Source organism: Enterococcus sp. AZ062 (genome assembly GCF_051715065.1).
Lineage (GTDB): Bacteria > Bacillota > Bacilli > Lactobacillales > Enterococcaceae > Enterococcus_B > Enterococcus_B mundtii.
Genome location: NZ_JBIOTB010000001.1, coordinates 466,244 through 478,399 on the forward strand (window position 1 = coordinate 466,244; position 12,156 = coordinate 478,399).

13 protein-coding genes are annotated in these 12,156 nt (G+C 38.4%); 11 read left to right on the forward strand and 2 right to left on the reverse strand.

What is annotated here, in order from left to right; translation table 11 throughout:
• Positions 1-174: 174 nt before the first annotated feature.
• Positions 175-642 carry a MerR family transcriptional regulator gene (locus tag IGJ00_RS02215; RefSeq protein WP_074800409.1) on the reverse strand — a complete coding sequence of 156 codons (468 nt, stop codon included), beginning with the start codon at positions 640-642 and terminating at the stop codon, positions 175-177.
• Positions 643-776: 134 nt separating this feature from the next.
• On the opposite strand from IGJ00_RS02215, the gene IGJ00_RS02220 reads away from it, so the two are divergent.
• The 3 genes from IGJ00_RS02220 to IGJ00_RS02230 all read left to right on the forward strand — a co-directional run bounded on the left by IGJ00_RS02220 (position 777) and on the right by IGJ00_RS02230 (position 3,355).
• Positions 777-2,249, forward strand: a complete 1,473-nt coding sequence (locus tag IGJ00_RS02220; RefSeq protein WP_019723916.1) for an MDR family MFS transporter — start codon at positions 777-779, stop codon at positions 2,247-2,249.
• Positions 2,246-2,953, forward strand: a complete 708-nt coding sequence (locus IGJ00_RS02225) for a DUF4811 domain-containing protein (protein ID WP_438844052.1) — start codon at positions 2,246-2,248, stop codon at positions 2,951-2,953. Before IGJ00_RS02220 ends, IGJ00_RS02225 begins: the two co-directional genes overlap by 4 nt.
• A gap of 111 nt (positions 2,954-3,064) precedes the next feature.
• Positions 3,065-3,355, forward strand: a complete 291-nt coding sequence (locus tag IGJ00_RS02230; protein ID WP_074800402.1) for a DUF1905 domain-containing protein — start codon at positions 3,065-3,067, stop codon at positions 3,353-3,355.
• A gap of 281 nt (positions 3,356-3,636) precedes the next feature.
• On the opposite strand, the gene IGJ00_RS02235 is transcribed toward IGJ00_RS02230, so the two are convergent.
• Positions 3,637-5,973: an ABC transporter ATP-binding protein/permease gene (locus IGJ00_RS02235; protein ID WP_108173391.1), complete on the reverse strand. Its 2,337-nt coding sequence runs from the start codon at positions 5,971-5,973 to the stop codon at positions 3,637-3,639.
• Between the two features lie 145 nt (positions 5,974-6,118).
• Between IGJ00_RS02235 and IGJ00_RS02240 the strand changes: the two genes are divergently transcribed.
• The 8 genes from IGJ00_RS02240 to IGJ00_RS02275 all read left to right on the forward strand — a co-directional run bounded on the left by IGJ00_RS02240 (position 6,119) and on the right by IGJ00_RS02275 (position 12,112).
• On the forward strand, positions 6,119-6,787 hold the full coding sequence (locus IGJ00_RS02240; protein ID WP_438844053.1) for a response regulator transcription factor: 669 nt from the start codon (positions 6,119-6,121) through the stop codon (positions 6,785-6,787).
• The gene (locus IGJ00_RS02245) at positions 6,787-7,851 is read left to right on the forward strand and encodes a HAMP domain-containing sensor histidine kinase (RefSeq protein WP_074800393.1); all 1,065 of its coding nucleotides are present in this window, start codon (positions 6,787-6,789) and stop codon (positions 7,849-7,851) included. The genes IGJ00_RS02240 and IGJ00_RS02245 overlap by 1 nt, the downstream gene beginning before the upstream one ends.
• Before the next feature lie 200 nt (positions 7,852-8,051).
• A complete protein-coding gene (locus tag IGJ00_RS02250) occupies positions 8,052-8,378 on the forward strand; it encodes a hypothetical protein (RefSeq protein WP_438844054.1) in 327 nt (108 codons plus the stop codon).
• A 359-nt stretch (positions 8,379-8,737) separates the two neighbouring features.
• Positions 8,738-9,055: a PadR family transcriptional regulator gene (locus IGJ00_RS02255; protein ID WP_010736371.1), complete on the forward strand. Its 318-nt coding sequence runs from the start codon at positions 8,738-8,740 to the stop codon at positions 9,053-9,055.
• Entirely contained in the window at positions 9,048-9,662 is a 615-nt protein-coding gene (locus tag IGJ00_RS02260) for a DUF1700 domain-containing protein (RefSeq protein WP_438844055.1), read from the forward strand. Before IGJ00_RS02255 ends, IGJ00_RS02260 begins: the two co-directional genes overlap by 8 nt.
• 3 nt (positions 9,663-9,665) lie before the next feature.
• Positions 9,666-10,529 (forward strand): DUF4097 family beta strand repeat-containing protein, encoded by an 864-nt coding sequence (locus IGJ00_RS02265; protein ID WP_438844056.1) that lies wholly within the window; start codon positions 9,666-9,668, stop codon positions 10,527-10,529.
• A 195-nt stretch (positions 10,530-10,724) separates the two neighbouring features.
• A complete protein-coding gene (locus IGJ00_RS02270) occupies positions 10,725-11,216 on the forward strand; it encodes a DUF5348 domain-containing protein (protein WP_034690033.1) in 492 nt (163 codons plus the stop codon).
• A gap of 26 nt (positions 11,217-11,242) precedes the next feature.
• The gene (locus IGJ00_RS02275; protein ID WP_438844057.1) at positions 11,243-12,112 is read left to right on the forward strand and encodes an SPFH domain-containing protein; all 870 of its coding nucleotides are present in this window, start codon (positions 11,243-11,245) and stop codon (positions 12,110-12,112) included.
• Positions 12,113-12,156: the final 44 nt, after the last annotated feature.

Below are 12,156 nucleotides of genomic sequence, written 5' to 3' on the forward strand. Positions count from 1 at the left end.
ACAAACAACTTAAAAAGGCGCCATCCACAAAAATTTGAAAAACAATTTTCGTGGATGGCGCCTTATTTCTCGAGGATGAACACTTCTGTCTAGACCTCGTGGTGGCTTTTTATTTAACTGTAGCATGTCGGCTACAAGTTTTAATGGAGTAAAAAAATCAACCTGCGATCTTTCTTATTTTTCCAGTACTTTTTTAGGATCGATCGTTTCATCTGCTGGGAAGATTTTATAGGACAGTTCATCCGTTTCTTCGTCATGAATAATACATAACTGTTCCATATCGTTAAAATCACCGATCAAAAGGAGTGTGTAACGTTCATCAATTAACTGGATATCTTTAATGGATTTTGAGAATACTTTTCGGACATGGCTCATTTTGTTTAAACGTTCTTGTGCTTTTTCAGCGGCTTTGGTCAACGTGTACCCTTCATCTAAAAATTTCTTGATGATCTCAACTTTGACCACTGTCGGTAATCGGTATTTTCTTGAACAATTCGCGTCAGCAGTAACGGATTGAATAAAGCCTTTTTGTTCCCAGTATCTCAATTGTCGTGGTGAAACTCCGACGATCTCACTCAATTCACTAATGCCTACTAATAAATGGTCATTTTCCAATAATTGTTTAAGTGAAGCTCCCACCATTCGTCACACTCCTTTGTTGGTCGTTCCCTTAATTATACTTTTGTTGACTATCGTGTCAAGTAGGTTGACAAAAGTTAAAAATAGGAATAAAGTATCTTAGTGATTTCAGAAAACATTCAGAAAGAAGGAGAAATATGAGTAAGAATCAACCCGTAGATATTTACGGAAAACCATATAATCGTACACTATTAGTTGTCGTGTTATTGATTGGGACATTTTGTACGGTCTTGAATCAGACCTTATTGACAACTGCTTTTCCAGCATTGATGAAAGCTTTTGATATTTCAGCTTCTGATGTGCAATGGTTGACAACAGGCTTTTTACTAGTGAACGGGATCATGATTCCGATTACTGCTTGGTTGATCAATAAGTTCAGTTCTAGAAAATTATATCTGTCTGCTATGACGATTTTTTTGATTGGGACGATCACCTGTTTTACTGCTCCTAACTTTAGTACATTATTGATTGGACGATTGATCCAAGCGTGTGGAGTAGGGGTATCTATGCCATTATTGCAAAATATCATGCTATCGATCTTCCCACCAGAAAAAAGAGGTTCTGCTATGGGAATGTCTGGGATCGTTATCGGATTAGCCCCAGCATTAGGCCCAACACTATCTGGTTATATCATTGATAACTATCATTGGCGCGATTTATTTGGAATGGTTATTCCAATCGTCGTTCTTGTTTTAGTACTTGCGTTCTTTTTGATGAAGAGTGTGATTCCTTTATCCAATCCAAGTATCGATATTTTCTCTGCCATTCTTTCAACAATTGGATTTGGTAGTTTGCTATACGGATTTTCAAGCGTAGGAGACGCCGGTTGGGGAAGTACGAAAGTAATCAGCTTCTTGATCGTTGGTGTGATTTTCATCGCTGCATTTGCTTGGCGTCAATTACATTTAGAACATCCATTCTTAGAGTTGCGTGTCTTCAAATCACCAACCTTTACAATTGCAGCGATCCTAGCAGGCGTAACGAATATGGCGATGGTCGGAGCGGAAATGGTCGTTCCCTTATATATTCAAAATATTCGTGGAGAATCGGCATTCCACTCAGGTTTGATGTTGCTTCCTGGAGCATTGATCATGGGGGCAATGATGCCGATCACTGGTGCGATCTTTGACAAACATGGAGCAAAACGTCTTGCGATTGTTGGGATGTTCATCTTAACAGCAGCTACAGCACCTTTTGCCTTCTTGACTGAAACGACACCTGTTTTGTATATCGTCATTCTTTATGCGATCCGAATGTTTGGGATCTCGATGGTCATGATGCCGGTGACAACATCAGGAATGAATGCTTTACCTAACAACTTGATCAGCCACGGAACAGCGGTGAACAATACCTTCCGCCAAATCGCAAGTTCGATCGGAACTGCGATTTTGATCAGTGTGTTGACGAATGTTACGAAAGATAATCTACCAACTGATGCTGTGTTGAAAAGTACACCTTTAGCCTACAAAGATCAAGCAATCAACGCGACTTTATCTGGTTACCATGCGGCCTTCTTTGTCGCAATCATTTTCGGCTTGATTGGTTTTGCGATTGCTTTCTTCTTAAAAAGAAAAGAACCAGTAGTGGTGGAAGTGGGGGATAACGCATGATTATTTTCGTATTGATTGCCAGTGTCATTGCCTTTGCTTTGACGAATGTTTTTGCCAAAAAAAGATGGCAAACACTTCTTTCACTCGTCTTTGGCTTACTGTTTGTTCTCTCATTAGGACTGATCGTAGGAAATATCACTAATCATTTTGGTATGGAAGAAGTGACAGAAACAAAAACGACTCCGCTCGTTTCCAGTGCGGATCAGTCAGACGTAAATATGTTGCTTTATCAGTCACTAGGAGATGGGACAGAAAAAGTCTACTTATATCGAACAGATGACAAGCAAAAAGAACCAAAAGCAACTGGCACAAAAAATGAAACAAATAAGGTTGAACAAACGGAAGGCAAAGCAGAAAAAATCAGTGAAACAACTTATTGGGTCTATAAAAATGACCAATATAAATTCTGGTTCAACTTGGCGGACAACAACCATGAATATGAACGCCGGGTCAATACGTTCAAACTTCCGAATGATTGGATCGAATTAAGTACTGACCAAGCTTCTGAGTTGGCAAAACGTGTCGAAGAACAAAAAAGCACGATGGAAGCCGAAGCACAAAAATTTGTCAAAGAAGGCTTGATGAAGGCTATTGCCCAAAATCCAGCGATGTCTCAAGAAGAACAACAACAAGTATCAAAAGACTTAGCGACAGCTTATCAAAAACAAGCATTGGCAAAATTAGTTGCAGAAGTGAAGAAGTAAAAGGAAAACTGTTCGTACTCAGGTCTTTTCAGCCGAGTACGAACAGTTTTTCTTATTGTTGATTCAATCGGTTCCATTTCTTTGTTATACTGAAAAAAAGGAGGGGAAATAATGACTGAAATACATAAATTTGAATCTAAAATCTATGCCTCTGAAGTTGGTAAAGGTGGCGCATACGTCATCTTTCCTTATGATGTGAAGGCATTGTACAATGTTGGAAGAATCAAGGTTTCTGCCACTTTTGATGGTGAACCCTATGAAGGTAGCATTGTGAATATGGGCATAAAAAATGAAGACAGCACGATTTGTTATATCTTAGGGATACGCAAAGACATTCGCCAAAAGATTGGTAAGGATATTGGCGATATAGTGAAAGTAACCGTTGTCAAAACATCCGGGTGAATTATTACTTTACCGCTAGTCATATCTTGTCTCTCAAATTCAAACAAATAGTGTGATCAAATTAACAGTTGCGGAAAGAAAAAAATCCACAGTATGGATGAGGTCGGAACAGAAGTGTTCAGCCTCGAGAAATAAGACGGAATCCACGAAAATTGCTTTTCAAATTTTGGTGGATTCCGTCTTATTTCCGAAGAGGTTACTTCCAAAAGAATAAAGCAAAAACACAGTTGGTTTTGAAATTACTTGTCAAAACCAACTGTGTTTTTTTCTATTATATTTTACTATTCTGCTCTTAAAGCAATCGCTGCATCTTTCTTCGCTGCCATACGAGCTGGGATGTGTCCGCCTAACATCGTTAAGATCGTTGATACAACAATCAAAATCAAGGCGTGTACAGGATTTAGTTGAGCAACATTTTCTAAATCAGTCATATTGTACAAGAGACTATTGATTGGGAAAGTCGCTAGCCAAGCAATCAAGACCCCTAGTAAACCAGAAGAAATCCCTAAGATACAAGTCTCTGCATCGAATACCCGTGTGATATCTTTCTTACGCGCACCTAATGCTTTCAAGACACCGATTTCCTTCGTCCGCTCGATCACAGAAGTATAAGTGATGATGCTGATCATGATCATACTTGTTACAAGTGAAATACCTGCAAAAGCAATCAAGACATACGTGATCGCATCCATCAATCCACCAGTCAATTCGGTCATCGTTCCAGCTAAATCGGAATAGATGATTTTATCTTCATCTGATTTTCCTTTGTTGAATTCATCTAAATAGTTTAGAATCTCTTCTTTATCGCCAAAATTATTTGGATAGATCATGATACTTGAAGGTAAGCTGTCTCCACCTAAATAGCTGATCAGCGTTTGTTTTGCTGAGTCATCTACTTTTTCGGTCGTCAATACGTTCATATCGCTGTCTTTTTGCGCTCGAACGATTTCAGAATTTTTGTTTTCATTGACGATTTCTGTTGTCAATTGGTCGCTGTAAGCAATACCCGGAGATAACAGATTCATCGTAGAAGAAGATTTGACCCGTAGAATACCAGAAATCTTAACTTCTCTGGAGGCATCTTCGTACATCGCTTGGTAATCCGTATTAGGAATGAAGTTTCCTGTCGGTAATTTTGTATAGTACGTATCATTGTTCACTAATTTGAAAGTCGTTCCGACGATTTTGTCAAAATCAAGCGTTTCGCCGTCTTTCACATCAAAGCCTAAATTTTTCAACGCATTGATGTTGGTATTGTTATTACCATCCACGATCAATACGACATCATTTGCAGAGGCAGGATAACTACCAGAAAGTAATGAGTAATTTGATTCTAAGAAATTGTCTTTTTGGTCATCTAGTTGTGTTGGGAAACTAGAAACCCCCACACCAGTCATGGAAGACATCGCACTTGAGAATGATAGTGATTCAGAATCTGGGTTTTGATTCGAAAAGCTAACAGGCTGTACTTCGCCGTCAACATCTCTTAACAAATTGATACCAGTCGTGCGGGTAAAACCAATATTATTACTTAAATCAGGATCGATACTCGTTACATAATCAACATATTCTTGGTCGATGTTATTCGTATGTTGTGCCCGGTCTTCGTCGCTGACCTTGGCTGTAACAGTTTTCGTATCTGGATAGTCGGCTGTATTAGAGCTCAAGCCATCCGATTCAGAAGGTGGGCTAGTGGTGACTCTGGAAATCGTAATGGGAAAACGAGCCATCGTTTCTGACTGTGTTTGATCAATTTGTTTTTGGAATCCTGTAGATAGGGCCAATACGATCGCAATCCCGATAATCCCAATACTTGAAGCAAAGGAAGTCAAGAATGTCCGGCCTTTTTTCGTGCGAATATTATTGAAAGATAATTTTAATGCGGTCCAAAAGCTCATCTTTGTCCGACGTAGATTGAATTGATCATCTTTTGGACGTTCGATATGTGGATTAGAATCAGAAACGATTTTTCCATCTGAGAACTCAATGATTCGATCGGCATATTCATGTGCCAACTCAGGGTTATGTGTGACCATGATCACTAGTTTCTCATTGGATAGTTCTTCGATCAATTTCATGATTTGTACACTTGTTTCTGTATCTAAAGCACCGGTTGGCTCATCACATAAAAGGATATCAGGATCATTGGCTAAAGCACGTGCAATCGCGACACGTTGCATTTGTCCACCAGATAATTGATTGGGTTTTTTGTGCATGTGGTCGGTCAAACCAACACGACGCAATGATTCCTCCGCTTTTTTCCGTTTCTCGTCTTTAGAGACACCACTTAATGTCATCCCAAGCTCAACATTTTCAATGATTCCTAGATGACCGATCAAGTTATAGCTTTGGAATACAAAACCGATGGAATTATTACGATAAGCATCCCAATCGCTATCTTTAAAATCTTTGGTGGACTTTCCGTTGATGACCATATCGCCAGAATCGTAATTATCCAAGCCGCCGATCACGTTCAACATGGTTGTTTTACCAGAACCACTTGGGCCTAAAATGGCTACAAATTCTTTTTTTCTAAAAGCGACGGATACGCCGTCTAATGCTTTTGTCGTTGTTTCACCAACTTTATAATATTTCTTTATCTCTTTTAATTGTAACATTGTCACCCTTCTTTCCGTTTGAAATATTCGTTATACTAATAAGTATAACAGAACAACGAACGTAGTATAATGAATGAATGTTAACTGAATATGAACAATCAGAAAAAAAACTGAAATTTTTCAAATAATTACATGAGGAGAAATGATGAATCGAATATTATTAGTAGAAGATGATGAGCGTTTGCAACAACTTTATCAATCCGTTTTAGAACGCGCTGGTTTTTTGGTTTTCGCCGTTGCAAATGGGACCGAAGCTTTTAAGCGATTAGAGAGTACTCAAGTGGATGTGATCATCACAGATATTATGATGCCTGTGATGGATGGGTATGAACTGTTGGAAACTTTACGAAGCAGTCGCGTAGAAACACCTGTGTTGATCATCACAGCGAAAGCAGATTTTGAAGATAAAAAGAAGGGATTTCAACTGGGAACGGATGACTATATGACTAAACCAGTAGATGTCAATGAAATGGTATTGCGGGTAGAAGCCTTGTTACGGCGAGCGAAAATCAATCATAGCCACCAATTGAACATTGGACAAACTAGCTTGAACCAAGAAACGTATGAAGTGATCAAGCAGGATCAAGCCATCTTACTTCCACAAAAAGAATTTCAATTATTGTACAAACTACTTTCTTATCCAAATAAGATTTTTACACGGCAACAATTAATGGATGATATATGGGGGTTGGATACCAATACGGAAGAACGGACGATCGATGTGCATATCAAACGATTACGCACGCGTTTTATTGAAAATGATGATTTCCAGATCATGACAGTTCGCGGCTTAGGCTATAAGGCGGTGATTTGATGCGTAAAAAAATCTTTTCGCAATTATGGATTTATTTTGCTTGCATTGTGTTTATTTCCATTTTAGTTACTTTGTTGTGTTTCTTAGGTTTTATTTTCTTACTGTCACATAAAACAGTTCCTGCTTCAGAGCAACAAGCGACATGGTTTCCTTTAGTCGTTTTTGCAGGATTTAGTATGATGGTGGGCACAGGGATCTCGATCTTTGTCGGTCGTCGGATCTTGCTGCCGATCAGTGATTTACGAACGAATATGAGCAAAGTAGCAACTGGCGATTTTTCGATTCGGATGGATGAGCAACAAAAAGTCGAAGAAGTGCAGCAACTATACAAAGATTTCAACGTGATGGTCCAAGAATTGAGTAGTATCGAAACGTTACGAAATGACTTTGTTTCCAATGTTTCTCATGAATTCAAGACGCCGCTTGCCACGATCCAAGGATACGTCCAATTATTGCAGGCACCTAACATTTCAGAAGAAGAAAAGCAGGTTTTCTTGCAACGGATCATTGAGAGCATCACTCAGCTTTCGCAATTGACAGAGAACACACTGAAATTGAATAAATTAGAAAATCAGCGAATCAAATTAGAAAAGCGTCCGTTTCGTTTAGATGAACAGATTCGTGAAGTGATTGTTTTTTTACAACCTAAATGGGAGCAAGAACACCTTCAACTGGAGATCGATCTGGAAAGTGTCAACTTTGTCGGTAATGAAGAATTTCTATATCAAGTCTGGCTGAATCTCATGGACAATGCCATCAAGTACAATCAACCACAAGGGAAAATCAAGATTCGCCTAACACAAAATGCCACTCAAGTAATCGTTGAAGTGACAGATTCTGGCGTGGGAATGGATCAAGAAACACAAGCACGACTCTTTGAGAAATTTTATCAAGGGGAATCCAGTCGTCAATTTTCTGGGAACGGGCTGGGCTTATCACTAGTCAAAAAAATCGTTGAATTGCATCATGGAAAAATCAGTTATAACAGTATCCCAAAAGTAGGTACGACCGTCATCGTTCAATTAGACAAAGAAAACACGCAACCAAATTCTCCGATGGAATAAGATCCAGAGAAGTGAACAGTTAATGATCTATAGGAGCAATAAACCAACAAAAACGAAGAAAAAAATGCCACTTCTGATTTAATCGTTCTAAGGTGTATTTTTCAAGTAATATATACTTGGAAAAGTGTACGAAAACAAGTCGTACATAAGTGAGCATTCGTATATTTTTCTAATAACCGTTATTGGAGGAATGATAGGAATTGAAAAAACAAGTCGGTTTATTGCTCGGACTTTTGACGTTAAGTGTTGGACTGAGCGGAGCCAATCCCATAGTCATTGCAGATGAAGCAACTCATTCTCATGGTACTCCCACTGTATTATTGAAACAGGATTCGGTCTTGAGTACACTTGTGGCAAGTTCAAGTGCAGAGGACGAAAAACAAGCAGATCGTGGTATCGGTTATTATTGGAAATGCCATACCTGCGGGTATAATAGTGAGTGGCATCTATTTGCTAGTACAGCTGTTTCTGCTGCTAATAAACATGCACAGCAATACAATCATGTCACCTCTGTTTATCCAAATTAGCAACTGACTATTTTAGAATGGAGTGTAGCGAAAGATGAATGAAACGTGGTTGAATAGGAATAAAAAAGAAGTGATCCGTTTCTCTCTTGCCGTTTTTCTAGGTTTTGCACTAAGTTTTATCGTATTTGCTTTGTTGTAGGTAAGAGGATAATAAGAAAGTATTCAAAAGGAACAAAGACCAGAAATCATTACGGTCTTTGTTCCTTTTTTGTAAGCAGAATTTTTATGATAATTAGCATTGTTTTCGCGAAGATTGAAGTAATCAGGGGAATGATTGGGAATTTTACTTGCAAACAATACTATACGTGATATAATATTGGTGAATATAAAATATTGCAAACTATAAAGAAGGTGAAGTAATGCATATCCAAGTCCCAACAGTTTTACTTGATGGTACGGTTTTAGCAGCTTTAAGCAGAGAAGACATGTACGGTTACGCATTAACGAAGATCGTCCAAGAAAGTTTATCTGTCAGTGAATCAACGATGTATCCTGTTTTACGCAGATTAAAAAAAGAAGAATACTTAGAAACATACGACGAACCATTCGAAGGTAGAAATCGCCGATATTACCGCTTAACTCCGAAAGGACGTCAACATTTAGAAGAAATCATTGATAAATGGATCGTGTTTCGAGATTCCTTAAACCGATTACTGGAGGAGAATACGAATGAATGAATATTTAAATGATGTGTTGGACGAACTTCAAGAAATACCTGAAGATGATCGCTTTGATATTATTCAGTATTATGAAGAATACTTCTTGGATTCTGGCAAAACAGTAGAAGAAGTCGTGGATGAATATGGCTCACCAAAGCAATTTGCCCTGAAGCTGAAAATCAATTATTACTCGGAACAAGACGACGATGAATCAGAATACAGCCAAAGTCCTAAACGGAAAATCCGTTTGATTTGGATGATCGTTATTGGGTTGTGTGCATCACCTTTATTGATTCCTTTAGCATTAGCGTTTATTCTAGCGATTTTTGGTATTCTGATTGGCTTAGTTGGCGTGATCATTGGAATCTATGTCGTATGTATCAGTATTTTAGGAGTAGGTTTATTTTCGATCATTTCAGGTGTTGCTGTCTTGCAACAATCGATTGCTAGTGGGCTGTTCTTTGTAGGACTAGGGTTACTTGCCACGGGAGGTGCCGTTTTCTTTGCACCATTATTGTTAAAAGGAACTAAATGGTTATTCCAAATGATGATGAACTTTGTCAAGTGGGTAGGACGCCGGTTTATTACGAAACGAGCGATCCATACGACGAATAGTGGGGTGTAAAAAATGAAATTAAAATATATCTTGGGGATAGGATTGGGACTGATGGTCACTGGTGGCTTGATGGCAGGATTAAGTTATGCCTCTGGTGCCCAAACGAGTCTGACGTGGGAAGGTGGACCAAGGATCATAGAAATGGCTCGCGAAACAAAAGATTTTTCGTCTGAAAAAATCGAAAAAATCGTTGTCCGAGCAGATCACCAAAATATCGTGATCCAACGAGGCGTGAACTTTGGGGTTGAAACGTCTTATGATAAAACGCAAAAACCAAAAATCAACCTGGAAGATCACACATTGGATATCTCAGCTGACGGTCAAACGCCAGCAGTGATGATCAACGTGACAGACACACGTTCGATGTTGAAAATCACGATCCCTAAAACCATGTCCTTAACAGAATTAGTGGTTGAAGGGAAAAACAATGAATTATTTTTAGATGAGTTCAATAGTAAGAAAATCAACTTGAATTTAGCAAATACTTGGACATCGATCAATGAAGTAAGTGGAGAACTTCTTACTGTAGAAAATCAAATGGGTTCGTTAGATTTTCATGAGGTTTCGATAGATAAAGTCAAATTAGCTACAAGTGATGGCAGTATCATTATTAACGAGAATGAAAAACCAATCAAAGGCGAAATCACACTTCAAAATAGCACGATTGATTTCTACGATAATCAAGAGCAAGGATTAGCTGTGACACTTGAAGGGGATTCTTATATCAACAAAAATTATGAATCTTTGACAACGAAGACGTATCATCAAGGAAACAAAGACCTCAAAGTGACTGGTCATAATAGTCAAGTGAACTTGACGAATGAAGATGATGAAGAGCCTCCGATGGATGATGAAGATTACGGAGAGTATGATTAATCGTTGAACAGTCAAGACTGTCTTTTTCAAAATAACGAATAAATAGTTGAAAAAGCGTATAATTCTTTATGGAATAAGGAATTATACGCTTTTTTATTTATTTTACATGAAATATTATCGCCTATCATTCAATAATATAGTAGAATAAGGAAAGGGAAAAACGTACATATATGGGGAAACTAGGGTGAATATTGAATGAAAACAGAGGAAATCAAGCGAGAAGAATTGAAAAGTGAATTAGGGAAATTGCATCATTTTTTAACAGAACTGAGTACCAAGTATTATGATACAGACAAAGAAAGGGTAACGATCCAATATCCAAATAATTCCGAAGGTCGACAACTTGAGCAAGTGTACAACGAAATGTTCAAACATCTATTGAAAGTGAAAAAAGAATTAGATTATTATTCACTGCCAATCATCGATACGGGTATTTTAAAATACGATCAAGCAAGTGAGCGATTTGTCTTCAAATCGGTTCGTGAGAATCTTGAATTATCCGCTGGTATGGACTTAGAGATCTTAGTGGAAGACTATTTTACTGAAACAAAACAGTGGGTCCGTACACGATTAGAATATTTGCCAGAAGCATCAGGTGGCGTACACGAAAACGGTTGGTATATCACGGAAGACAAAGAATTGGAATTAGAAGGAGCCATGGCAAGGATTCGTAAAAAAACAGAATAGAACTAAGCAAAATTAGGAGTGAGTAAATGAAAGAAAAAAAGGCATTCACTATCAATGGCTATACAGGGCTGTTTATTATTCTTCTAATGTTTGTCGTAGGACTCTTATTATTTTTCATAGGGGTTGCTCGATTTTTAGTTGGCTTTTCAATTGTCGGGATTTTCTTGTGGTTGCTCGTTTTCTTAGCAATCAGTGGACTGACAGTAGTCAGCCCCAACCAAGCAAAGGCAATCGTCTTTTTTGGGCAATACATTGGAACGATTCGTGAGAGCGGGTTTTTCTTAACGATTCCTTTTGCACAAAAAATCAACTTGTCTTTAAAAGTTCGAAACTTCAATAGTTCGTTGTTGAAGGTCAATGACTTAGATGGAAATCCAATCGAGATTTCCGCTGTCGTCGTTTTTAAGGTAGTAGATACAGCCAAGGCGCTTTTTGATGTAGCAAACTATCATCAATTTGTTGAAATCCAAAGTGAAACCGCCATTCGTCACATCGCCAGTCAATATCCATATGACACATTCAACGAGGATGATCTTACTTTACGTGGAAATACCACTGCGATTTCAGATGAATTGGCAAAAGAATTACAAGAACGTTTATCGGTGGCGGGGGTCGAAGTTTTAGAGACAAGATTAAATCACCTGGCTTATGCAACAGAAATTGCCAGTGCGATGTTGCAACGACAACAAGCCAAGGCCATTTTATCCGCCCGTCAAACCATCGTTGAAGGCGCGGTGTCGATGACGCAAATGGCTCTGGAACAAATCGAAGCAGGACAGGATATCGCTTTTACCGATGATCGAAAGGTCCAATTGATCAATAATCTACTTGTATCGATCATTACTGATAAAGGCACGCAACCAGTGATCAATACTGGCAATAATAAAGAAAAATAGCTAAATGAGGAAAGCATCCGTCAGTGGAATGCTTTCTCCAATGA

Coding starts and splice junctions, on each gene's coding strand:
- IGJ00_RS02230 (WP_074800402.1), top strand. CDS start 3,065: ATGACTGAAATACATAAATTTGAATCTAAAATCTATGCCTCTGAAGTT.
- IGJ00_RS02225 (WP_438844052.1), top strand. CDS start 2,246: ATGATTATTTTCGTATTGATTGCCAGTGTCATTGCCTTTGCTTTGACG.
- IGJ00_RS02260 (WP_438844055.1), top strand. CDS start 9,048: ATGAATGAATATTTAAATGATGTGTTGGACGAACTTCAAGAAATACCT.
- IGJ00_RS02245 (WP_074800393.1), top strand. CDS start 6,787: ATGCGTAAAAAAATCTTTTCGCAATTATGGATTTATTTTGCTTGCATT.
- IGJ00_RS02275 (WP_438844057.1), top strand. CDS start 11,243: ATGAAAGAAAAAAAGGCATTCACTATCAATGGCTATACAGGGCTGTTT.
- IGJ00_RS02235 (WP_108173391.1), bottom strand. CDS start 5,973: ATGTTACAATTAAAAGAGATAAAGAAATATTATAAAGTTGGTGAAACA.
- IGJ00_RS02220 (WP_019723916.1), top strand. CDS start 777: ATGAGTAAGAATCAACCCGTAGATATTTACGGAAAACCATATAATCGT.
- IGJ00_RS02265 (WP_438844056.1), top strand. CDS start 9,666: ATGAAATTAAAATATATCTTGGGGATAGGATTGGGACTGATGGTCACT.
- IGJ00_RS02215 (WP_074800409.1), bottom strand. CDS start 642: ATGGTGGGAGCTTCACTTAAACAATTATTGGAAAATGACCATTTATTA.
- IGJ00_RS02240 (WP_438844053.1), top strand. CDS start 6,119: ATGAATCGAATATTATTAGTAGAAGATGATGAGCGTTTGCAACAACTT.
- IGJ00_RS02270 (WP_034690033.1), top strand. CDS start 10,725: ATGAAAACAGAGGAAATCAAGCGAGAAGAATTGAAAAGTGAATTAGGG.
- IGJ00_RS02255 (WP_010736371.1), top strand. CDS start 8,738: ATGCATATCCAAGTCCCAACAGTTTTACTTGATGGTACGGTTTTAGCA.